The organism is Vibrio sp. 1F253, from assembly GCF_041439295.1.
Taxonomy (GTDB): domain Bacteria; phylum Pseudomonadota; class Gammaproteobacteria; order Enterobacterales; family Vibrionaceae; genus Vibrio; species Vibrio tasmaniensis_A.
In genome coordinates this window covers 21,244-45,413 of sequence record NZ_JBGONU010000015.1, presented here as the reverse complement: position 1 = coordinate 45,413, position 24,170 = coordinate 21,244, and the positions used below count along the sequence as shown (strand labels likewise).

Below are 24,170 nucleotides of genomic sequence, written 5' to 3'. Positions count from 1 at the left end.
ATGCAACTTAATTCCACTGAAATTAGCGATCTAATTAAACAACGTATTGAATCTTTCGACGTTGTTAGTGAAGCTCGCAATGAAGGTACTATCGTTTCTGTAAGCGATGGCATCCTTAGCATTCACGGCCTAGCGGACGTGATGCAAGGTGAAATGATCGAACTACCGGGTGGCCGTTACGCTCTAGCACTAAACTTGAACCGTGATTCGGTTGGTGCTGTTGTAATGGGCCCGTATGCTGACCTACAGGAAGGCATGAAAGTTACAGGTACTGGTCGTATTCTAGAAGTACCAGTAGGTCCTGAAATGCTTGGTCGTGTTGTAAACACGCTAGGTGAGCCAATTGATGGTAAAGGTCCAATCGAAGCTAAATTGACTTCGCCTGTAGAAATTATCGCACCAGGTGTAATCGACCGTAAATCGGTAGATCAACCTGTTCAAACTGGTTACAAGTCTGTTGACTCAATGATCCCTATCGGTCGTGGTCAACGTGAGCTAGTAATCGGTGACCGTCAGACTGGTAAAACAGCAATGGCGATCGATGCGATTATTAACCAAAAAGATTCTGGTATTTTCTCTATCTACGTAGCTATCGGCCAAAAAGCGTCGACTATTGCTAACGTAGTTCGCAAACTAGAAGAGCACGGCGCACTAGCAAACACTGTTGTTGTTGTTGCATCTGCTTCTGAATCTGCAGCGCTGCAATACCTTGCACCGTATGCTGGATGTGCGATGGGCGAATACTTCCGTGATCGCGGTGAAGATGCACTGATTGTTTATGATGATCTATCTAAGCAAGCTGTCGCTTACCGTCAAATCTCGCTACTACTTAAGCGTCCACCAGGTCGTGAAGCGTTCCCAGGTGATGTTTTCTACCTTCACTCTCGTCTACTAGAGCGTGCAGCTCGTGTAAGCGAAGCATACGTAGAAAAATTCACTAACGGCGAAGTGACAGGCAAGACTGGTTCTTTAACAGCTCTTCCTATCATCGAAACGCAAGCTGGTGACGTATCTGCATTCGTACCAACGAACGTAATCTCGATTACTGATGGTCAGATCTTCCTACAAACTGAGCTATTCAACGCGGGCGTACGTCCAGCTGTTGACCCAGGTATCTCAGTTTCTCGTGTAGGTGGTTCGGCGCAGACTAAAATCATCAAGAAGCTATCTGGCGGTATCCGTACTGCTCTAGCTCAATACCGTGAACTTGCAGCATTTGCTCAGTTCTCTTCGGATCTTGATGAAGCGACTAAGAAGCAGCTAGACCACGGTCAAAAAGTTACAGAACTGATGAAGCAGAAGCAATACGCTCCTATGTCTGTATTTGACCAAGCTCTAGTAATCTTCGCTGCAGAGCGTGGATACCTTCAAGACGTTGAACTTTCTAAAGTTCTAGACTTTGAAGCTGCTTTACTGTCGTTTGCTCGTGGTCAATACGCTGATCTAGTAACACAGATCGACGCAACGGGTGCTTTCAACAAAGAAATCGAAGCTGAGCTGAAGAAGCTTGTTGACGATTTCAAGGCAACCCAGACCTGGTAATTGGTAGGTGGTCTTAGGGCCACCTCATACCATTAACGGAGAGTAACGATGGCCGGCGCAAAAGAGATACGTAATAAAATCGGTAGTGTTAAAAGCACACAGAAGATTACGAAAGCAATGGAAATGGTAGCAGCTTCAAAAATGCGTCGTTCTCAAGACGCAATGGAAGCTACTCGTCCATATGCAGAAACAATGCGTAAAGTGATCGGTCATTTGGCTAATGGTAGCCTCGAGTATAAGCATCCTTATCTTGAGGAACGTGAAGCCAAACGTGTTGGTTACATCATCGTTTCTACAGACCGTGGTCTTTGTGGTGGTTTGAACATTAACTTGTTCAAGAAAGCCATGAACGACATGAAAGATTGGTCTGAGAAAGGTGCTGATGTTGAGCTTGCAATTGTAGGCTCTAAAGCAACAGCATTTTTCAACAACAGCGGCGCGAAAGTAGCAGCTCAAGTTTCTGGTCTGGGCGATCGTCCAAGCCTTGAAGACTTGATTGGCTCTGTGAGCGTTATGCTGAAGAAATATGATGAAGGCGAACTAGATCGCCTGTTCGTAGTGTTCAACAAGTTTGAAAACACTATGGTTCAAGAACCAACGATCGATCAATTACTTCCTTTGCCTAAATCAGACAGCGAAGAAATGAAACGCAGTCATTCTTGGGACTACATTTATGAGCCCGAGCCAAAGCCACTACTAGATGCACTATTGGTTCGCTATGTCGAATCTCAAGTGTACCAAGGTGTGGTCGAGAACCTTGCTTGTGAGCAAGCGGCTCGAATGATTGCAATGAAATCAGCAACAGATAATGCTGGTGACATTATTGATGACTTAGAACTTGTGTATAACAAAGCCCGTCAATCGGCGATTACACAAGAACTTTCTGAGATCGTTTCAGGCGCAGCTGCGGTTTAAGCTTAGGTAAAACTAAATAGTTAGAGGATTAACGATGGCTACAGGTAAGATCGTACAGATCATCGGTGCGGTAGTCGACGTAGAGTTCCCACAGGGCGAAGTACCTCGTGTATACGATGCTCTGAATGTTAATGAAGTGAAAGAGCGTCTAGTTCTTGAAGTTCAGCAACAACTTGGCGGTGGCGTAGTTCGCGCAATCGTAATGGGTAGCTCTGATGGTTTACGTCGTGGTTTGACAGTTGAAAATACTGGCGCTCCAATCTCAGTACCAGTAGGTACTAAGACATTGGGTCGTATCATGAATGTCCTAGGTGACGCGATTGATGAGTGTGGCGAGATTGGTGCTGAAGAGCATTACGCCATTCACCGTGAAGCTCCAAGCTACGAAGAGCAGTCTAACGAGACAGCTCTTCTAGAAACTGGTGTTAAAGTAATCGACTTGATTTGTCCATTCGCTAAGGGTGGTAAAATCGGTCTATTCGGTGGTGCTGGTGTAGGTAAGACCGTTAACATGATGGAACTTATCAACAACATCGCACTTCAACACTCAGGCCTATCTGTATTTGCAGGTGTAGGTGAGCGTACTCGTGAAGGTAACGATTTCTACTTTGAGATGCAGGAAGCAGGTGTTGTAAACATCGAAAAACCTGAAGAATCAAAAGTAGCGATGGTTTACGGCCAGATGAACGAGCCACCAGGTAACCGTCTACGTGTTGCACTGACTGGTCTAACAATGGCAGAGCGTTTCCGTGACGAAGGTCGTGACGTTCTACTGTTTGTTGATAACATCTACCGTTACACACTAGCAGGTACTGAAGTATCAGCACTTCTAGGTCGTATGCCTTCTGCGGTAGGTTACCAACCTACACTAGCTGAAGAAATGGGTGTTCTACAAGAGCGTATCACGTCAACTAAAGCTGGTTCTATCACGTCTGTACAGGCGGTATACGTACCTGCGGATGACTTGACTGACCCGTCTCCAGCAACAACGTTCGCTCACTTGGATGCAACGGTTGTACTTAACCGTAACATCGCATCTATGGGTCTATACCCAGCGATCGACCCGCTAGATTCTACTTCACGTCAACTGGATCCATTGGTAGTTGGACAAGAACACTACGACATCGCTCGTGGCGTTCAGTCTACTCTTCAGCGCTATAAAGAGCTGAAAGATATCATTGCTATCCTAGGTATGGACGAGCTATCTGAAGAAGATAAGCAAGTTGTATCTCGTGCTCGTAAGATTGAGAAGTTCCTAACTCAGCCTTACCACGTAGCGGAAGTATTTACAGGTGACCCAGGCGTTTACGTACCTCTTAAAGAGACTCTACGTGGCTTCCAAGGTCTTCTATCTGGTGAATACGATGACATTCCAGAGCAAGCGTTCATGTACTGTGGTGCAATTGACGAAGCTATCGAGAATGCTAAGAAGCTATAAGGCTAACTAGGAGGCGATATGGCAGCAATAACCTTTCACCTAGACGTTGTAAGTGCCGAGAAACAAATTTTCTCTGGTCTTGTTGAGACGTTTCAGGTGACCGGTAGTGAGGGTGAGCTTGGTATTTTCCATGGTCACACTCCACTGCTGACCGCTATCAAGCCTGGTATGGTGCGTATTGTTAAGCAGCACGGCCACGAAGAAATTATTTATGTTTCTGGTGGTATGGTAGAAGTTCAGCCTGGTACAGCGACTGTACTGGCTGATACAGCTATCCGTGGTGAAGAGCTAGACGCAGCAAAGGCGGAAGAAGCTAAACGCAAGGCTGTGGAGAATATCCAAAATCAGCATGGCGACATAGACTTCGCACAAGCGGCCGGTGAACTGGCTAAAGCCATTGCTCAGTTACGAGTTATCGAACTGACAAAGCAGCGTCGTTAATCTTTTTAAGATTATAGACTCTGAGATAAAGGCGACCTAAGGGTCGCCTTTTTGCATTTTTAGGTTCTGAAAAATGCATCTTTTAAGCATCACTACTGGTTAAATGGTTATTGTGATTTAATTTTTTGGCCAAAAACGGTTACAATATCGGCTTAATAAAAATACTGTTGGATAGGTTTACAATGAAGTTTAGCGCAGTGATTCTCGCGGCGGGCAAAGGCACTCGCATGTATTCAAACACACCAAAGGTTCTGCACACGCTTGCGGGTAAGCCAATGGTGAAGCATGTTATCGATACATGTAATGGTTTAGGCGCTCAAAATATCAACCTGGTTTACGGCCACGGTGGTGATCAGATGAAGGCTACTCTAGCTGAAGAATCTGTAAATTGGGCACTGCAAGCTGAGCAGCTAGGTACTGGTCACGCTGTAGATCAAGCATCTGCACATTTTGCTGATGATGAAAAAGTATTGGTGCTATACGGTGATGTTCCACTAATCTCTCCTGAAACCATTGAAAACCTATTAGACGCTCAACCAAACGGTGGTATCGCACTACTTACTGTCGTTCTAGATAACCCGATGGGCTACGGTCGTATCATTCGTCGCAATGGCCCGGTTGTCGCTATCGTTGAGCAAAAAGATGCAACCGATGAGCAGAAGCTTATCAAAGAGATTAATACTGGCGTTATGGTTGCTACTGGTGGAGATCTGAAGCGTTGGTTGTCTGGCTTAAGCAACGATAACGCACAAGGTGAATACTACCTGACTGACGTTATTGCAGCGGCTCACGATGAAGGTCGTGCGGTTGAGGCTGTACATCCAGTAAGCCCAATTGAAGTTGAAGGCGTGAACGACCGCTCACAACTGGCTCGTCTAGAGCGCGCTTACCAAGCTGAACAAGCAGACAAGTTATTAAAGCAAGGCGTAATGTTACGTGACCCAAGCCGCTTTGACCTACGTGGTGAGCTTCAATGTGGTATGGATGTTGAGATTGATACTAACGTTATCATCGAAGGCAGTGTAAGCATTGGCGACAATGTGGTTATCGGCACTGGTTGTGTACTTAAAGACTGTGAGATTGATGACAACACTATCGTTCGCCCATACAGCGTAATCGAAGGTGCGACAATTGGTGAAGACTGTACGGTTGGTCCTTTCACTCGCTTACGTCCTGGAGCTGACATGCGTAACAATTCGCATGTAGGTAACTTTGTTGAAGTGAAGAACACTCGTCTTGGTGAGGGTTCTAAAGCGAATCACCTTACTTACCTAGGTGATGCTGAGATCGGTCAACGTGTAAATGTGGGTGCGGGTGCTATCACTTGTAACTACGATGGCGCGAACAAGTTTAAGACCATCATTGGCGATGACGTATTTGTTGGCTCAGACAGCCAATTAATCGCACCTGTTACTATTGGCAACGGCGCAACTGTCGGTGCGGGCTCTACAGTAACGCGCGATGTTTCTGAAAATGAGCTAGTTATCAGCCGTGCGAAAGAGCGCAAGATTGCCAACTGGCAGCGTCCGACTAAGAAAAAGTAGTCTCAACTATAAATCAGATGACTGCGATAGAGCTAATAGCACTGCTATTAGTTTTTCTTAGATATCTAGATATAAAAAAAGAGCGATTAATCTCGCTCTTTTTTGTTTTCTTTAACCTAGAAACTAGTCTTGTTTCTCGTCAGCGACCACTCGAGAGTTGTCTGGTGTCGCGAAGTGTTCAGAAAGCTCTTTGTTTGAAACAATATAGCCAACCCACAATGCACCCAAACAAATCACAACCGCGATACCCGTTGCGCTTAGTGCTTGGCTAGCCATTGCCGCGACCAATGCACTTGATAGGCCACTGATACTGATTTGCAGGCTGTTTTGTAGGCCAGCAGCTGTTGCTGGGCTTTGCTTAGCACTTGATAGAGCACGGTTTACTACTATTGGGTAAAGTGCACCGTTTGCTACTGCAATCAAACAGAAAGGCGCAAGCAGAGGCCAGATTGACGTCAGTTCCCACTGTGATGCAATGAAGATAAGCATCACTGCAACGCTGAACAAACCGATAAGATTTCTTAGTACAACGCCATCACCATATTTCTTCACCGCTTGCTTACCGAAATAACCACCCGCCATGAACGCGATTGTCTGTGGGATAAAGCTCAAGCCGATGTCTTTTGCTTCATAACCTAGCTGAGCCATTATCTCTGGCATACCCGTTAGGTAAGCGAAGAACGCTGCAGATGCCGAAGCAAACATTAAAACATTACCCATGTAAGGCTTTGATTTTATCAACATCTTGATGTCTGTCTTAATCGATGTCTGCTTTACTTCAGGCGCTTCTTTTGGTTGAGCCATTGTTGTTGCAATTAGTAGTGCGCCCATCAAAGTCAATGTAATGAAGATACTGTGCCAGCCAAAGCTGTTTGCTAGCAACACACCCAGTTGAGGTGCTAGTGCTGGAGATAGCGCTACTAGAGGCATGATAGTAGCAAAAATTTGCTGGCTACTGCTTTGCGAGTAACGCTTGATAACCATTGCTTGCCAGATTACCGCAGGCGCACACACACCGATAGCTTGAATGAAGCGTAGTGTTAGTAGGTGCCATACCTCGGTGCTGAATGCCAAGCCGAATGACGCTGCCGTAAAGATAACAAGACCAACCGCTAGTGTGTTGCGGTGACCATACTTGTCACTTGCCAGACCCCAAAGAAGCTGACCCATTGCCATACCGCCAAGGAATACAGTTAGAGACAGAGCAATCTGCTCTGGACCGGTTGCGAAATCAACTTCCATTGCCTTAAATGCAGGAAGGTACATATCGGTCGCAATAAAGCCAAGCATTGAAAGTACTGCAAGGTAGACCAATTGAAATTTAGAAATATTCATAAGATGCCATTAAGCTAAAGGTAGTGATGTTTTTATCATCAAAAAAATTGTTTGATATACAGAAGTGAAAGCCCCTGTTTATTTGTGCTGACATTCTATTTTTCAGACCTGATAAAATAAAACGCTAAAATATGTGGTTATCAATCAAAAAATTTGAAGGCTTATGTTCTCTAAATCCTCTTTAGAAATGCTCGATACTGTTGCTCGCTTAGGCAGTTTTACTGCGGCGGCAGAACAATTGCACAAAGTGCCCTCAGCGATCAGCTATGGGGTTAGGCAGGTAGAGCAAGAGCTTGATGTTCTACTTTTCAGACGGTTACCAAGAAAAGTAGAGCTGACACCTGCAGGTGAGTTGTTTATTGAAGAGGCTCGTCAACTGCTGAGACAGATGGAAGAACTCAGTGCCCAGACTCGCCGAGCTGCGCGTGGTTGGAAGAAAACCTTGCGCTTAACGCTTGATAACGTGGTTAAGCTCGACAAGATGAAGCCGATGATTGAAGAGTTTTATCAAACCTTTGAGTTCGCTGAACTGCAGATTAACATGGAAGTGTTTAACGGCTCTTGGGAAGCCATTGCACAGGGCAGGGCGGATGTCGTGATTGGTGCAACCTCGGCGATTCCGGTTGGTGGTGACTTTGAAGTTAAAGATATGGGGCGGTTAGATTGGGCATTTGTCATGTCACCCAGTCATCCTTGTGTGCGAGAGCAAAACCTTAATGAAGCCTTTGTCAGTCAATACCCAGCGATCTGTTTAGATGATACCTCTAGTGTGCTGCCTAAGCGTCACACTGGCCATTATGCAAGTCAGAGACGTCTTCTATTACCTAACTGGTACAGCGCAATAGAGTGTCTTAAAAATGGTGTTGGGGTGGGTTACATGCCAAGGCATATCGCCGCACCTATTATTGAGCAAGGTTTGCTGGTAGAAAAAATATTGCCCGAGCCAAGCCCGCAGAGTCATTGTTGTTTGGTATGGCGAAAAGACGATAACCATAAATTGATCGAATGGATGGTGAAGTACCTAGGATCGAGTGAGCAACTTCACCAAGATTGGTTGGATCATCGCAAGGCGATCTAATGATCTATTTACAAGAAGATCCTTTTCAAGCTTGAACTGAATCAGCACCATAAAAAGAGCGAGTAAATACTCGCTCTTTTTTGATTCGGTCGTTAACTCTTAAGACAAGAAGAACTTGTAGGAAGGGTTATCGGTTTCATCTTTGCATTGGTAGCCGAGTTCTTCTAAATGCGTAGAGAACTGAGCCAAATCGTCATCACCCAGCTCAAAACCACACAGCACACGACCGTAGTCAGCACCATGGTTACGATAGTTGAACAAGCTGATATTCCAGTGAGTCCCTAAGGTATCAAGGAATTTAATCAATGCTCCTGGGTATTCAGGGAACTCAAAGCTGTACAGACGCTCTTTCAATGGTTTCGATGGTTTGCCGCCAATCATGTAACGAATATGAAGTTTTGCCATCTCGTCATCAGACAAGTCGACAACCGCGTAGTCACCCTCACGTAAGTCATTGATGATGTGTTCGAGTTCTTCTTGTCCACCTTGTAGACGTACACCAACGAAGATATTCGCGAGGCTTTCGTCGTTGTGGCGGTAGTTAAACTCAGTCACCGCTCGACCACCAATAATGTTACAGAACTCTAGGAACGCACCTTGTCGTTCTGGAATAGTCACCGCAAGTAGACCTTCTCGCTTCTCACCCAATTCACAACGCTCAGAGACATAACGCAGACCGTGGAAGTTGGTGTTCGCACCAGAAAGTACCGTTGCTAGTTGCTTATTTTGCAGTTGGTTTTGTTCTGCAAACTTCTTAAGGCCTGCCAGAGCAAGCGCTCCTGAAGGCTCAGCAATCGCACGGGTGTCTTCAAAGATGTCCTTTACCGCAGAGCAGATTTCATCGCTAGATACGGTAATATGACCATCAATGTACTGTTGGCAAAGACGGAAGGTTTCTTCACCTATGCGTTTAACCGCAACACCATCAGCAAACATGCTGACCTGATCCAGTACCACAGGTTCACCCGCATCCAGTGCTGCTTTCAAGCAAGCCGAGTCTTCAGGCTCTACCGCAATCACTTTAATCTCTGGCATCAGTTGTTTGATAAGCACTGCAACACCAGCGGCTAAGCCACCACCACCAACCGGCACAAAGATATAATCCATGTGGCCGTTTTGCTGCAGCATCTCCATGCCCATAGTGCCTTGCCCTGCAATCACGAGTGGGTGATCGAAAGGAGGAACAAAGGTGAAGCCATGTTCAGCCGACAGACGTTCCGCTTCCGCTTTCGCTTCATCGAAATTACTGCCGTGTAAAACGACTTTACCGCCAAATCCGCGTACTGCATCGACCTTGATATCCGGTGTCGTTTTTGGCATCACGATTGTGGTTTGAATACCTAACTTAGAGCCAGATAACGCCATACCTTGTGCGTGATTCCCTGCGGATGCTGCGATCACACCGGCTGCTTTCTGTTGTTCCGAAAGGCTTGAAACCATGTTGTAAGCACCGCGCAGCTTAAACGAGTGTACCGGCTGACGGTCTTCTCGTTTTAGCTGAACCTGATTACCGATACGAGCGCTTAAGCGTGGCATATCTTGCAGAGGTGTCACGATTGCCGCTTCGTAAACCGGCGCTCTCAGGATCTGGCGCAGATAATCTGCGCCACTTTGTTTTTTGGGACTGGAGGTGTCATCACTCATAGTTAGCCCTCAAGCTTAGACTTATCACGCACAGCGCCTTTGTCGGCACTAGTCGCCATACTTGCGTAAGCTTTCAGTGCGAAAGACACTTCACGTTGACGGTTTTCTGGTTTCCAGCCTAATGCATTTTGTTTTTCACGACGTGCTGCTAGTTCATCTTCAGCCACATCAAGCGTGATTGAGCGGTTAGGGATATCGATAGTGATGATATCGCCTGTGTTCACTAGACCAATTACGCCGCCGCTTGCTGCTTCTGGAGAAGCGTGACCGATAGAAAGACCTGATGTACCACCAGAGAAACGACCATCGGTTAGAAGAGCACAAGACTTGCCTAGACCCATAGATTTTAGGTAAGTCGTTGGGTAGAGCATTTCTTGCATACCCGGGCCGCCTTTAGGACCTTCGTAACGAATGACAACCACTTCGCCTGCTTTTACTTTACCCGCTAAGATGCCTTCTACTGCCGTATCTTGGCTTTCGAATACGATTGCAGGACCTTGGAATTTAAGGTTTTCTTCATCAACACCCGCGGTCTTAACGATACAACCATCAACGGCGATGTTACCTGAAAGTACCGCTAGGCCACCTTCTTGGCTGAATGCGTTTTCTTTGGTACGAATACAACCTTCTTTGCGGTCGTCATCTAGACGATCCCAACGGCAATCTTGTGAGAAAGCTTTGGTGGTACGGATGCCTGCAGGACCTGCACGGAAGAACTTAAGCACGGCTTCGTCTTCTGTTTGCATGATGTCGTATTGAGCGAGCTGCTCTTGCATGCTTAGGCCAAGTACGGTGCGAGTTTGATTATTCAGTAGGCCAGCACGATCAAGCTCACCTAGAATCGCCATTACACCACCAGCACGGTGAACGTCTTCCATGTGGTATTTCGGTGTTGAAGGAGCAACCTTACAAAGGTGCGGAACGCGACGAGACATCTCATCGATATCATCCATATCAAAATCAATGTCACCTTCTTGAGCGGCTGCTAAAAGGTGAAGTACTGTGTTACTTGAGCCACCCATTGCGATATCAAGCGCCATAGCATTATCAAAGGCAGCGCGATTTGCGATGTTGCGAGGCAGTGCTGACTCGTCATCTTGCTCGTAGTAACGCTTAGTTAGATCAACGATGCGTTTACCGGCGTTGATGAATAGCTCTTCACGGTCTGCGTGCGTCGCCAGCATAGAACCGTTACCCGGTTGAGATAGACCTAGAGCTTCTGTTAGACAGTTCATTGAGTTTGCTGTGAACATACCTGAACATGAACCACAGGTTGGACATGCAGAACGTTCTACTTGCTCACTTTGCTCGTCTGAAATCGTTGGATCGGCACCTTGAATCATCGCATCAACAAGGTCGAGCTTGATGATTTGATCTGAAAGCTTGGTTTTACCTGCTTCCATTGGGCCGCCTGATACAAAGATCACTGGGATGTTAAGGCGCATTGCTGCCATCATCATTCCCGGAGTGATTTTGTCACAGTTAGAGATACACACCATTGCATCCGCACAGTGTGCATTGACCATGTATTCTACTGAGTCTGCAATAAGCTCACGTGATGGCAGTGAGTACAGCATGCCGCCGTGGCCCATTGCGATACCATCATCGACTGCGATGGTGTTGAATTCTTTTGCGATACCACCCGCTTTCTCGATTTCACCCGCAACCAGCTGACCCATATCTTTAAGGTGAACGTGGCCTGGAACAAATTGAGTGAAAGAGTTTACAACCGCGATGATCGGCTTACCGAAGTCATCATCTTTAACGCCAGTTGCACGCCATAAAGCGCGCGCACCAGCCATGTTGCGTCCGTGGGTTGTCGTTGCTGAACGATAGATTGGCATTGTTTAAATCCTTATAAAATATTTGGCTGTTGCTTACTTATTTGTTTGTGTTTGGCTTTCTGACGCATGGTCTGCTGGATAAACGTAGTCTAACCAGCCCCATTTATCTTCAGTGGTTCCATTGAATAAACCAAAGTAAGCTGCTTGAACTTTTTCAGTGATAGGACCGCGTTTGCCTTCACCTACTGTAATTTTGTCTACACTGCGAACCGGAACGATCTCTGCAGCTGTGCCTGTCATGAATACTTCATCGGCAAGGTATAGCGCTTCACGAGCAATGTTCTCTTCACGGATTTCGTAACCCATGTCTTTTGCTAGTGTCATGATTGAATCACGGGTGATGCCCGGTAGAATCGCGCTGGTTGCTGGTGGCGTTGATAACACACCATTACGAATCACAAAGATGTTCTCGCCAGCACCTTCTGAAAGGTAACCATCGACGCTCAGTGCGATACCTTCATCGTAACCATGACGACGAGCTTCACCACCAACCAGTAATGAAGATAGGTAGTTACCACCAGCTTTCGCAGCGGTAGGGATAGTATTTGGCGCGGCACGATTCCAGCTTGAAATCATCGCATCTACACCATTCTCTAGCGCTTCTTCACCTAGGTAAGAACCCCAAGGGAACGCAGCGATGATCAGATCCATCTCAGTATTTTCTGGCGGGCAGACACCCAAACCAACGTTACCGACAAAGCCCAGTGGGCGTATGTACGCAGACTGTAGCTTATTTTGGCGTAGCGTTTCGCGAGTCGCTTCCATAATTTCTTCCTCAGTAAAAGGAATAGGGAAGCGGTAGATTTTCGCTGAGTCTTTTAGGCGTCTTGCATGCTCTGGGTGACGGAAGATTACCGGCCCTTTTGGCGTGTTGTAACAACGAACGCCTTCAAACACAGAAGTACCGTAGTGCATTGCGTGAGTCAGGACGTGAACGTTCGCCTCTGCCCAAGGAACCATTTCACCGTTAAACCAAATATAGTCTGCTGTTTTAGCTGTCATGTTTGCGGTTCCTTATGCGTTTATCTTTTGCTGTAAGTTGTTGTTTGGCAATTCATTACGACTGATAGAGATAACGTCAACGGAACGTACATCCCACAGCTTTTCGATTTGATTCACCAAAAAAGAGATCGGACGGTCACTGTCGACAATGATCTCTACACTCGCCACTTTGCTTTCGTGGTTTTGAGTGCCCGCAACTTGCTTAACAATGAAGCCACGGTGACGGATAACACGAAGAACACGCTCTAGTAGTACTGGCTTATCATCGGCTTTGATGTCTAATAGGTATCTTTTCATGTTATGTGTTCTCCAACATCTCACTGTTTGAAGCACCTGGCGGTACTAGTGGCCATACGTTTTCTTCTTCATCGATAAGAACATGAAGTAGGTAAGCAGTTTTGCTTTCTAGCATCTCTTTCAATGCTGGCTCTACTTCTTCTTTACGAGTGATGGTTTTGCCCGGGATATCAAATGCTTTCGCGAGCATGACGAAATCAGGGTTGTCATCCAAGATGGTTTCACTGTGTCGGCCATCAAAGAACAGAGATTGCCATTGGCGAACCATGCCCAAGCGAGAGTTATTCAGAAGCACCATCTTCACTGGGATCTGACGACGCTTTAGCGTGCCAAGCTCTTGTATGTTCATCATGAATGAACCATCACCAGAGATAAGAATCGATTGGTCATCAGGACGGCCAACCGATGCACCCATCGCGGCTGGTAAACCAAAGCCCATAGTGCCTAGACCGGCTGAGGTTATGAAGTTTTGAGGATCGCGAGGCTGAATGTGCTGAGCGGCCCACATCTGATGTTGGCCAACATCCGTCGAAATGATAGAGCTCGCTGGCATCATGTCTGATAACTGCTTTAGCAGTAGTGGAGCAAAGATCAGATCACCTGGGTGGTCGTAGCGCCACTTGAATGAGCTACGAAGGCCTTCTGAGTGGTGAACCCAAGATGAGATGTCTTGGCTCAGTTCTAGTTGAGGCAGAATCTTGTTGATGTCACCGCGAATTGGCGCATCAGCAAGGCGCAGTTTACTGAACTCTGCCGCATCGATATCGATATGGATAACTTTTGCGTGAGGAGCAAAAGTATCAAGCTTGCCTGTTACTCGGTCATCAAAACGAGCGCCAACAACAATCAACAGGTCACTTTCTTGAACCACTAGGTTAGCGGCTTTAGTGCCGTGCATGCCCAGCATGCCAAGGTAGTGTGGGTCGTCACGTTCAATGGTGCCTAAGCCTTTTAGAGTGCTTACTGCAGGCATTGGATTTAGACGTAAAAACTCACGAACTGCATCGGTTGCTTTCGCCAGTTGAACGCCACCACCTACGTATAAAACAGGACGAGTCGCTTGAGATAAGAAGTACTGAGCTTGCTCAATGGCATCTGTTGTCACAACAGGAATAGCTGGTGGTGTAAATTCAGGAAGAATTTTTACAGGGGACTCTGCTAATTGAACGTCTTTAGCTATATCGACAATAACCGGACCGGGACGCCCTGCTTTTGCAACGATAAATGCTTCAGCCAATGTCGGCGCAAGATCTTCAATATCGGTAACGAGGTAGCTGTGTTTAGTACATGACAGAGACATACCAATCACATCCATTTCTTGGAATGCATCGGTACCGATGTGGGAGCTAGCAACTTGACCTGTGATAGCGACGAGTGGGATGGAATCCATAAAAGCATCAGCAAGACCTGTGACTAGGTTAGTTGCACCCGGGCCTGAGGTTGCCATACAAACAGCGACGTCTTGCGTTGCTCGAGCCATACCGATAGCGGCCATTGCAGCGCCTTGCTCATGGCGACATAGGATATGTTCAACCCCGCCGTCATAGAGTGCATCGTAGATTGGCATGATGGCACCGCCAGGGTAACCAAATACGGTCTCAATGCCTTGTTGCTTGAGTGCGGATACGACCAGTTCTGCGCCTTTCATCGTAATTCCTCCGTATTACCTTTGTTTTGGTAATTGTTTCCATTGTCTCTGCACATCTTGTGCTCCCATTCTTCCTGTAAATCGGCAAAGCCGAAAATGTTTCAAAATATAAAATCGAATGTCTAAATTAGAAAAAACCCCCGGACTTTTCAGTGCGGGGGTTTTTTCTAATTCGTGGTTACTTTTTTCCCACTCGCCCCCGCGCAGTCTCAATAATGACTACGATAATCAGGTTAATCAGTGCGTAAATGCGAGCGTTAAATGTCATAAAGTTCGAGTTTTCTCGTTTATTTTCTTAAGTAAATGTCTACATCTCTAGTGTTATCACACAAATCTGCTGCATGACAAGGAAAATGTCATTCTTTTTTCACATTAAAACACCATTCCACCACGCTATATAACAACCTTATCGCTTTGGTGAGCAATGAATATCCAGAGTGAATACTTTTAAATCAAAGACAAAGGAAAGTTATGGGACTCGCAATAATTCATAGCCGAGCTAGTGTGGGTGTAGAGGCACCAGAAGTGACTGTGGAAGTGCATATTAGCAACGGAATGCCCGGTTTTACGCTGGTGGGTCTACCTGAAACGACGGTTAAGGAATCTAAAGATCGAGTAAGGAGTGCCATCATCAATTCTCGCTTTGAATTTCCATCGAAAAGAATCACAACACTATGGATGGTTTACACTGCATTTGATACTTTGTGAGTATAAAGTGGAGAAGGAACTAAAATGCAAAAGGTTATCTACCCATACGTGCGCTTTTCGAGTGCAAAGCAAGCCTCTGGACATTCATATAAGCGACAACTTCAACGTGTGTATGACTATGCGGGTTTAAATGGATTTGAAGTAAATGACAATTTTAACTTTCGAGATTTAGGTGTGAGCGCTTGGAGTGGCAAGCACCTTGAAAGCGGATCGCTAGGGTTGTTTCTTGAAGCAATTGAGAACGGTTCTATCCCTCAAGATGGGAGTTCTTATCTTTGTATTGAGCAAATGGATAGGCTGAGTCGTCAAAGAGTTGATGACGCATATTCTCTTTTTCGAAAAATTCTAAGCTCGAACGTCAATATCATTACTCTGATGGACGAAAAGATTTTCACCAAAAACTCTTTAAATAGCATGATCGAAATTATTTCGTCTTTGTTAATTATGGAGCAGTCAAATTTAGAGAGTGAAAAGAAGTCTCAACGAGTCAATGCGGTGTTCAAAAGTCGATTAGAGAGGCTTTCCAATGGTGAAAACGTTTCGTTTGCTTCTATGCTGCCGGGGTGGATAGATAACAATGGAACGAAGGAAAGCACTAATTTCGTATTAAATGATAAGGCTGAAATTGTGCGATTAGTTTACCGCCTATATATAGAAGGTATTTCTATGGGGCAAATCGCAAAGAAGCTAAATGATGACGGGACGAAACAAATAGCTAGGAAGAGGCATCGGAATTACACAAATTCTTGGAGTTCGGGCAAGGTATCCCATTTATTATCTAACGAGTGTGCAATTGGACGCTTGAAGATCAATAAAACAGGACAAGTGTTTGAAGGTTATTACCCTGCCGTAATCTCAATGGATGATTGGGACTTAGTCAAATCTATGAAGAACACTAGGAAAGTAACTAAAGCTAGTGGTAGGCGGTCTATTAACATTTTCGTAGGTAGGTTGTTTTGCGCTGATTGTGGCAGCAAATACTATTTTGAAACGGATGAACAAACTACAAAAACCAAAAAATACAAATATCATCTATTAAAGTGTGCTGGCAGGCGAAACCACTCATGCACATCAAAAACAATTAGATTTGATGATTTAGTGCAGTTAAATAATTTGTTTGGTGGTATCGATGACGATACAACGAAAGATGAATCAACTTATGCTCGAAACCTTAAATGCTCTCAAAAATCTATACAGGAAGAGTTGAGAAAGTTAAATCAGGAACGAAAGGAACTCGATGCGTTGCTAGATTGTGACGAAATATCGTTTATTGCACACGCAAAAACAACGTCAAAGCTTGAAGGCAGGGTTGAAAACCTTGAGTTGGAGTTAGCTAAAACGAAACAAGATTTAATGTTCTTCACTAATAGCAATAAAATCACTCATTTTGATAAGAATGATCCTGTTCTTGTTGAAAAGGCTAAAAGGTATATCCGTGAAACTTACGCAGGTTTCATTATTTCGAATAAACATAATTCAATTGTTGCGATAGGACATTCTGGCACAGTCCATATCATGGAAAAGCCAAACGAATATCCCAATGTTCCGCAAGCTTACTTTCAGTTTGAAGAGATAAAAAAACAGGTATTGAGAAAACACGAAAAAGGTGTGTTGGATGGAGCTTTCTTAGAGCTAGTGCGTTCTTTTAATTTCTACAATCTACAATCAAAAATGGAGAAGTAAACGAGCTTTTTCGATTGTAAGTGTCTAAAACATTGTGAAAAAAAGGGGTATCTGTTTATCATATAAGAAAAATTAATGACAAGGGTTAAATGATGGCATCTAGTAACAATGAGCCAAGTAAACAAGTATTTAAACTGTCGTATGACATGGAAGAAACAGCCAACCATACAATTGATGCTGAGACTCTTGGACATTCGATTTTAAGTATGTCGAGTGCGATCAAAAGCGCAAACAAGCTTCTTAATGGTGAGCATTCGGATCTACAGGTTCAGGTTCGAGCGCATCAAGAAGGTTCGTTTATGGTTGAATTTGTAACATGGCTAAACAATGGTGGAGCCGATGTGTTGCAAGTTTTAGGTATTTCATCTGCAGTTGGTGTTGGCGGTGCTAATACAGTTTTTGGTGCAATGGAAGCGTTAAAAGGTCGAAAAATCGTTGGTAGCTTGAGACGTGACGGCAAGGTAATCCTTAAAACCAAAGATGGTGAAGACCATGAGCTTGAACCTGATGTTGCCAAAATACTGTTGGATAAAGATGTTCGCAAGGATATAGAAACAGTATTCACAACGCCAATTGAGAACAAGGACGATGCAAAACTAATCATCAAAAATGAAAATGGTGAAGAGTTAAAAGTTGTAGTTAGTGAAGATGCGGCAGCTTTCAAAAAGCTACCTCAAAAAACTCTTGAGCAAGTGGAAGAAGATACAAAGCAGATGACAATTCACTTTTCTCAGGTAAACTTCGAGGCCGCTACAGGTTGGAAGTTTAAATTGCCGAATGGTGAAATTGAATCAGTTCGTATGAATCATGAAGCCTTTATCAACCGAATCAATCAAGGTTATGAAGAGTTTTCAAAAACTAAGCCTTGTTTAGTGATGATGAAAACAGTTAAGACAACAAAGCCTGATGGTTCTATGAATACACGTTACACTATTGAAGAAGTGATTCGTCAACTAGGTTAATACTATGAATTTAGAGCACGACACAATTATGAGCTTATTTCTGACGGTAGGGATTTTCATGTCTCTTCCGTGGATTGCTCGTATCTGTCGTTTATTGGGTCGTGCTATAGCTCTTTATATTGTTCCCACCACCACTATAAAGCTTACTGTTGAAGGAGATAACCACCGTTCAACGACAAGAATTATAAAGCTTGATAATACCGATGAAATAGCTGATGTAATTCTGAAGGCTACGGGACACATAGAAGAGCATTCCGTTGTGAAGGTCAATACAAATGACTGAGCAGCCTAAGAACACCTCAAGCAAAGCTTTGTCTCCAGGTCTGTCTATTGGTGGCGCTTCAACTGCATTTATTGCTATGTATAACGCTTGGGGTAATCCTGAGAACGCAGTATTTGTATCTACTGCTGTGCCTGTTGTAGTTGGTGCACTTTTTTGGTTGTTGGAATATGCTTTTACCGCTATTGGAGTCAGATCTCTTGAAGAACTTAAAGTTATTCGTCGATTTGATGGCGATATTAAGAAATTAAATAAAAGTATTGTTGCAGCGAAAAAGTTGGGGTATCCACAAGAAGAGATAGATATTTTGATGAAGCAACATATCAAACTCGTAGTTGCACGTAGTGAAATAAGCTCGAATCCGAACCTTATAAAACCTGAACAAGCCTCTTCTTAACTTTCTTTTCTAGAAACTCTTAGGTGAGTCGATTCAAAACTAAAACCTCTAGTACATACTCTTCATTGATACTTAGTACACCTTAAGTCTGTTTGCTGCCAGATGCAGTGTAAGCGCTTGCGCTAAGGCGTTAGCCTATCAGGAAGTAGCGAAGCGTTTAAGCCGTAGGCGTGATTAGCAGCAACCAGAAATCCTAGCACAGAGTGCTATATTCTGGTTTACTGCATATGCTAATTAAGCATATTTGCAGACCAACACTACCGTAAAATATGTTGGCTGAGAAAGCTATAATGTGGTTATTTACGACCACCTTGAACCCCTTTCTCCACTTTGTTGATATGGAACTGTTTTTTACGTTGAGATAATCTCGGTTATCAGGTCAAACAAGTAAACCTCTAATTTTATATCAGCAAAGCCCTTCTTAGGCTACCGCTCTCAAGTCCCCTTCTAGCGGTTGACGCCATTATCTCATCGTCTTTATATCCAAAAAATAATGGTATTTAAACATGTCCCTGTATTATTTTATGTTTTTAAAATAAAAAACATACACCTTGTCGGGTATATGTGGAAAGTTTTTATTTTTTAATCTTGATTTTAATTAATGATATGATTTAATATTTATAAGAGATTTAACTTTCCACACATTTAAAGTTTAAATCTTAAAAAAACGTAGCGACTAACTGCGTTTTTTTACGTCTATAATAATATTTACCATATTATATTTGTTTGTAAAGTTAATTACCTGTTTTTAAGATTGTTTCTTCTTCTTTGTCTAACTTCATCTGCGATAGAGCCACTGTTATATCCATCAGGGAAAAGCTTTTTTTCAAACATTTTTGTCCTCTCTAGCCATTCTTCTCCTTTGTCAAAATTGTTTTTGAATACACGGCTGAATAACTCAACAATTTTTAAAACAAGCTCTGTCATAGTTGTAGGGCTTGGTTTATCTTGTATAGCTTCTTCAAACCACAAATCCCTTTGGTCATTTAATGCTGTATGCTCTTCTGCTCTAATCCTTTCTTCCTTTGCTATCTTTTGATCAGCTTCTGCTTTAGCTTTGGCTTCTTTCCAAAGTGTTTCTGAATTATCATTATGTATCTTTAACTTTCTAGCTTCATTTAATTTATTTTGTAGAGGCTCTGAAAGTTCTTTAATTTCGTTATATTCATTAATTTTATTGGCTGCTTCTTTCTCTTCTTTTAATACCAATTCTCTAGCTGATTTAATGGCTATATCTAACTCTTTTCTACCATGCTTTATGGCTTTTTTCTTCCATATTTTAATCATTTTATCTTTTTTTAAAATTAGGTCTTTAGCTTTGTTTTTTTCTTTTTTATATTCGTTTTTAGCATTTAGTGCTCCCTTCATATTTTCTTCTGCCCTCTCCATAAAATAGTTCATCATAGAGAATCCTCTCTGTGATTTTGGTAAATCAGCCATTTTTTTAATCTGTTTTCTTAAAAGTATTTCTTCATTACTAAGCTCTTTTTTCTCGAAACGAAATTCATAGTTGTATTTTTTAAGAATTCTATTTGCGTGGTTATAAAAATCTTTTTGAAATGCTTCACCTGCAATAGAGCGAACTTCCTCTGTGGTTTTTGAGTATTCCAAGCTTTTTATTTTTGAAATGTCAATTTTTATACCCGCACGATTCTTAAATCCATTTTTTTCTGCTAACTCCAAACCAATTTTATGTTGATGTTCGTTAATATCGAACTTGTTGGTTTTAGAGTTTCTACCACTTCTTAGAAAATGAATGTGGTCATCAACTTCATTATTCTCATTGGTTCTTTCATCTTTATGTAAATAACCTTTAATGAACTTGTAATTTTTGAAATGTTTTTTATGCCATTCGACCATTATTTCGATTGCATGCTCATCTTTAATTCCTTGACCATTATGTTTAGGGATCTTGAAAAGCTGTTCTTCTAACATAATTGAATTGGGTATTTCACTTGCTAGTTGGTTATTAACTAAACTCATTCCTTCAATATTATCTATTATGTTTTTTAAATGTTTCTTTTTTGCGGAAAGACTTTTTACTTTATTGTTTTTATCGATACTTTTGTAAAAGTTTAGTGCGGATTCAATTTCTAACTTATCAATTATAGAATAATCTTTATTGCTAGTTTCCTGTGATCTAACGGTTTTCATTGCATCTATTACTGGCTGGATAAACTCTTTTTCATTACTTGAAGATTCAAGTTTTGATAAGTATGAAATAGACTTTAATACCTTGTCTTTTTCTTTTCTATCAAGGGTTTGCCCTGATTTTTCTCTACGTTTTAGCTCTTCACTATCAGTAAGCTTAAGCTCGTTATTAATATCATCGAGAATAAGTAAAGCATTTGACTGTGTGGAACCTTGCCAGTCCTCACCAACAGCCTCAAAATTGAAATCAGAATCAATGACAAGGTTGTTTCTTGTGAACTCTGGTAAGAAGTCAGATTTATACTGCTTAGTTCCAGGTTTGTAATTTCTAATCAAGTGATTGATTAGATTTTTCAAACGATTATTTTCTTTTATTCGTATGCGATTGTTTTTATTTAGTAGGGTTAGTTTGTTCATTTTTATTTCTCCAGTAGTATTTTATTGCACCTTTGTTATTTGATAAAACTTTTAAAGTTTTCCATTTACCTCACGACACCTTTATTAATACGAAGTATTAAAAAGTGGCGAGGGGATAATAAATGGTTATTATTAGTTAAGCCGATTTCTCGTCTGAATTATAATTTTTATACCGCAAGTTTAATAATTGTCAAATATTAGGTTCGATGTTTTTGGAGTGTTTTTTCTGGAGATTTAGTGTTCGTAATATATTTTGGGGCTGATGGGCTGATGGGCTGATGGGCTGATGGGCTGATGGGGATGGACTGCCGTGTAAATTGTAGGGTTTGTCACGGTCAACCTTGCACCTGCAGATTTACCCAAAGAGGGAGGACGTTTCGATCTGCCAATTGCGCTTGGGATTTTGGTGGCGTCAGATCAGCTTCCTACATCAAAAATAGTTCAACATGAATTTATCGGTGAGTTGGCGTTATCGGGAGAGCTGCGTTCAGTCAAAGGAGTGCTACCAGCAACATTAGCGGCGGATAGTGTTGAGCGATGCTTGGTGGTTCCGCACCATAACGGTGATCAGGCGGCCTTAGTTGGCAAGGGAGCGCATAAATCTGCACAAACCTTGTTGGAGGTTTGCGCTGATATGTGTGGCCAGGCTCAGCTTGGTTTATATCGAACCGAGCATCATCATGTCGATGTGTCTGATAATCGTGACCTACAAGATATTATTGGCCAGCAACAAGGTAAGCGAGCACTGGAGATCGCCGCAGCGGGCAACCATAACCTTCTTTTTCTCGGCCCGCCCGGAACTGGAAAAACCATGTTGGCGTCTCGATTGCGCGATTTGTTACCTGAGATGAGTGACGACGAGGCGATGGAAACCGCTTCGGTGGCTTCTTTAACGCAACAAGAAATCAATCAATACAACTGGAAACAACGACCTTTCCGTTCTCCACACCATTCGAGTTCGATGGCAGCATTGGTCGGTGGTGGCTCGATACCTCGCCCCGGAGAGATCTCTTTGGCGCATAACGGATTATTGTTTCTCGATGAGATGCCTGAGTTTGAGCGCAAGGTGCTCGATTCATTACGAGAGCCTCTAGAGTCAGGTGAGATCATTATTTCACGCGTGGCAGGCAAGACTCGTTTTCCTGCACGCTTTCAGTTGGTCGGAGCCTTGAACCCAAGCCCGACTGGTTATTACGAAGGCAATCAAGCACGCGCTAATCCTCAGATCATATTGCGCTATCTCAATCGATTATCGGGGCCACTGCTTGATCGGTTCGATATGTCATTGGAGATCCCACTATTGCCCAAAGGGATGTTGGCTGAAGGTGGCGATCGTGGTGAAACGACTCAAGTGGTAAAGCAAAGAGTCAAACAAGCGCGTCAGTTGATGTTATCTCGAAACCATAAGTCGAACGCACTGTTAGGCAGCCGAGAAATTGAAAAGTATTGCCCATTGCGACGCGAGGATGCGGAGTTTTTAGAAACGGCACTGCATCGACTGGGCTTATCGATTCGTGCTTATCATCGAATCATCAAGGTAGCACGAACTATTGCGGACCTAGAGGGTAATGCGCAGATTGAAAAGAAGCATTTATCAGAGGCTCTTGGTTATCGAGCGATGGATCGACTGTTGAAACAACTCTCGGCTCAAGCTGTGTAGTCATACCTATCGTAGTAAACAACGGGTCATTTATTTACTGTGATTGGTATAAAAACAAGAAAGCCTGCTTTTTACGCAGGCTTTCTTGTTATGAACCAATTGTTATGAACTAATGGTTATTAGCGAGCAGTGATGCCTAACTAGAACTTGTAGTTCAAGCCAACTGAGACGATGTATTGTGATTCATCGTAGAAGGTAATGTTCGAGTCGCTGGTGCCGTAGCCCGCAAGCGAAACAAACGACCAGTTTTCCCAGTCCATGAATTGATCATATTCATACGCGGCAAATAGGTTGATGTTGTCGTCGCTGCGCTTCTTGCTGTAGATAGGGTTGCTTGCATCGTAAGAGCGTTGGTTATAGCCCGCTGTTAGTGCGTATTGGTGACGACCCATACCGCCAAACAAACTCACTTCACCGCCAAACTGTTCATAAGAGGCAGCTTTGCCATCGGCAGAACTTGATTGGTAAATCAATGATGGTACTAACATCATGGTGCGATTGATTGGTTGACGGTACTGACCTTTCAGATAGAAAGTATTGGCATCACGCTGAAGTTCTTCTCTAACTCGATCATCTTCTACATCTTTGGTGGCGTAGGCCATGTCTAACGAGAAAGCTGAGCCCGCAATGCTACTTAGTTTCAAACGAAAGGCATTGCCTGTTTCATCCGTTTTGGTGCGACCTGAAGTGGTGTTGTACGGATCGGCCCAAGTCTCACCAGACATGACAGTCGGCAGAAGTGAAGCGTCGATGGTCATGCCTGACTCTAGTTGGTATTTATAACCCAATTCAAGCACCACAGTACCTGTTGCTACGTCATCACGAGTTGTACCTGTGTATACCTGGTGATTTAATTTTTCGCCAAAGGTGTAAGCAATACTACCCAAAGGAGCGATAAGAAATGAGCTCTCAGATGAGGCTTTCTGGTTAATGGACGAAATGGTGCTATCTGCATCGGTATTAAAGTTTGAGGTGGAAGAGGTAACCCCTGTATTAATAGAAATTTCACCACTGAAACCTTGTTCGTCTGCAAGCTTGGCAAAAGCAGGAGAGGTTGCAATGCTCAGTGCCAAAAGCGTTATTTTTATTTTCATTCAAAGGCTCCTTGCCTACCAGTTCTTAGGACTGGATATTAATATCAGTAAAGCACAACGTTTTCAGGATGATTGTTTATCTATGAATAT

Annotated in this window: 18 protein-coding genes and 2 pseudogenes; 12 read left to right on the top strand and 8 right to left on the bottom strand. The window is 43.4% G+C overall.

The features are described from left to right. From atpA to glmU, 5 genes are all read left to right on the top strand, one after another. Window positions 1-1,542, top strand: a complete 1,542-nt coding sequence (gene atpA / locus ACED28_RS09840) for a F0F1 ATP synthase subunit alpha (RefSeq protein ID WP_009848121.1) — start codon at window positions 1-3, stop codon at window positions 1,540-1,542. A gap of 48 nt (window positions 1,543-1,590) precedes the next feature. Continuing rightward, window positions 1,591-2,457, top strand: coding sequence for a F0F1 ATP synthase subunit gamma (gene atpG, locus ACED28_RS09835; protein ID WP_009848120.1), 867 nt, complete (start codon window positions 1,591-1,593; stop codon window positions 2,455-2,457). Between the two features lie 34 nt (window positions 2,458-2,491). Continuing rightward, window positions 2,492-3,895 carry a F0F1 ATP synthase subunit beta gene (atpD, locus tag ACED28_RS09830; RefSeq protein WP_009848119.1) on the top strand — a complete coding sequence of 468 codons (1,404 nt, stop codon included), beginning with the start codon at window positions 2,492-2,494 and terminating at the stop codon, window positions 3,893-3,895. An 18-nt stretch (window positions 3,896-3,913) separates the two neighbouring features. Continuing rightward, entirely contained in the window at window positions 3,914-4,336 is a 423-nt protein-coding gene (locus ACED28_RS09825) for a F0F1 ATP synthase subunit epsilon (protein ID WP_004735742.1), read from the top strand. 182 nt (window positions 4,337-4,518) lie between these two features. Continuing rightward, on the top strand, window positions 4,519-5,880 hold the full coding sequence (gene glmU / locus ACED28_RS09820; RefSeq protein WP_029222948.1) for a bifunctional UDP-N-acetylglucosamine diphosphorylase/glucosamine-1-phosphate N-acetyltransferase GlmU: 1,362 nt from the start codon (window positions 4,519-4,521) through the stop codon (window positions 5,878-5,880). 123 nt (window positions 5,881-6,003) lie between these two features. Here glmU and punC read toward each other — a convergent pair whose 3' ends face one another. Then, window positions 6,004-7,215, bottom strand: a complete 1,212-nt coding sequence (punC, locus tag ACED28_RS09815; protein ID WP_371709749.1) for a purine nucleoside transporter PunC — start codon at window positions 7,213-7,215, stop codon at window positions 6,004-6,006. A 163-nt stretch (window positions 7,216-7,378) separates the two neighbouring features. On the opposite strand from punC, the gene punR reads away from it, so the two are divergent. Continuing rightward, on the top strand, window positions 7,379-8,293 hold the full coding sequence (gene punR, locus ACED28_RS09810; RefSeq protein WP_012605101.1) for a DNA-binding transcriptional activator PunR: 915 nt from the start codon (window positions 7,379-7,381) through the stop codon (window positions 8,291-8,293). Between the two features lie 99 nt (window positions 8,294-8,392). On the opposite strand, the gene ilvA is transcribed toward punR, so the two are convergent. From ilvA to ilvG, 5 genes are read right to left on the bottom strand one after another with little or no spacing between them, the layout of a single operon-like run. Next, window positions 8,393-9,937 carry a threonine ammonia-lyase, biosynthetic gene (gene ilvA / locus ACED28_RS09805; protein WP_017087280.1) on the bottom strand — a complete coding sequence of 515 codons (1,545 nt, stop codon included), beginning with the start codon at window positions 9,935-9,937 and terminating at the stop codon, window positions 8,393-8,395. A 2-nt stretch (window positions 9,938-9,939) separates the two neighbouring features. Beyond that, on the bottom strand, window positions 9,940-11,781 hold the full coding sequence (ilvD, locus tag ACED28_RS09800) for a dihydroxy-acid dehydratase (RefSeq protein WP_102451419.1): 1,842 nt from the start codon (window positions 11,779-11,781) through the stop codon (window positions 9,940-9,942). Between the two features lie 33 nt (window positions 11,782-11,814). After that, a complete protein-coding gene (locus ACED28_RS09795; RefSeq protein ID WP_004735750.1) occupies window positions 11,815-12,783 on the bottom strand; it encodes a branched-chain amino acid transaminase in 969 nt (322 codons plus the stop codon). Window positions 12,784-12,795: 12 nt separating this feature from the next. Beyond that, window positions 12,796-13,080 (bottom strand): acetolactate synthase 2 small subunit, encoded by a 285-nt coding sequence (ilvM, locus tag ACED28_RS09790; protein WP_017077311.1) that lies wholly within the window; start codon window positions 13,078-13,080, stop codon window positions 12,796-12,798. Window position 13,081: 1 nt separating this feature from the next. Beyond that, complete coding sequence (ilvG, locus tag ACED28_RS09785; protein ID WP_004735752.1) at window positions 13,082-14,728, bottom strand: acetolactate synthase 2 catalytic subunit; 1,647 nt, start codon at window positions 14,726-14,728, stop codon at window positions 13,082-13,084. 471 nt (window positions 14,729-15,199) lie between these two features. Here ilvG and ACED28_RS09780 point away from each other — a divergent pair. From ACED28_RS09780 to ACED28_RS09760, 5 genes and pseudogenes are all read left to right on the top strand, one after another. After that, a pseudogene (locus ACED28_RS09780) lies at window positions 15,200-15,397 on the top strand (magnesium chelatase domain-containing protein); the annotation flags it as partial. 63 nt (window positions 15,398-15,460) lie between these two features. Then, on the top strand, window positions 15,461-17,119 hold the full coding sequence (locus ACED28_RS09775; RefSeq protein WP_371709748.1) for a recombinase family protein: 1,659 nt from the start codon (window positions 15,461-15,463) through the stop codon (window positions 17,117-17,119). Window positions 17,120-17,208: 89 nt separating this feature from the next. Beyond that, window positions 17,209-18,081, top strand: coding sequence for a hypothetical protein (locus tag ACED28_RS09770; RefSeq protein ID WP_371709747.1), 873 nt, complete (start codon window positions 17,209-17,211; stop codon window positions 18,079-18,081). 4 nt (window positions 18,082-18,085) lie between these two features. Continuing rightward, the gene (locus ACED28_RS09765; protein ID WP_371709746.1) at window positions 18,086-18,364 is read left to right on the top strand and encodes a hypothetical protein; all 279 of its coding nucleotides are present in this window, start codon (window positions 18,086-18,088) and stop codon (window positions 18,362-18,364) included. Next, entirely contained in the window at window positions 18,357-18,758 is a 402-nt protein-coding gene (locus tag ACED28_RS09760) for a hypothetical protein (protein WP_371709745.1), read from the top strand. The genes ACED28_RS09765 and ACED28_RS09760 overlap by 8 nt, the downstream gene beginning before the upstream one ends. Window positions 18,759-19,496: 738 nt before the next feature. Here the strand turns inward: ACED28_RS09760 and ACED28_RS09755 are convergent. Next, complete coding sequence (locus ACED28_RS09755) at window positions 19,497-21,326, bottom strand: hypothetical protein (protein WP_371709743.1); 1,830 nt, start codon at window positions 21,324-21,326, stop codon at window positions 19,497-19,499. 328 nt (window positions 21,327-21,654) lie between these two features. On the opposite strand from ACED28_RS09755, the pseudogene ACED28_RS09750 reads away from it, so the two are divergent. Continuing rightward, a pseudogene (locus ACED28_RS09750) lies at window positions 21,655-22,986 on the top strand (YifB family Mg chelatase-like AAA ATPase); the annotation flags it as partial. A 140-nt stretch (window positions 22,987-23,126) separates the two neighbouring features. On the opposite strand, the gene ACED28_RS09745 reads toward ACED28_RS09750, so the two are convergent. Beyond that, a complete protein-coding gene (locus tag ACED28_RS09745) occupies window positions 23,127-24,080 on the bottom strand; it encodes a DUF2860 domain-containing protein (protein ID WP_017099682.1) in 954 nt (317 codons plus the stop codon). Window positions 24,081-24,170: the final 90 nt, after the last annotated feature.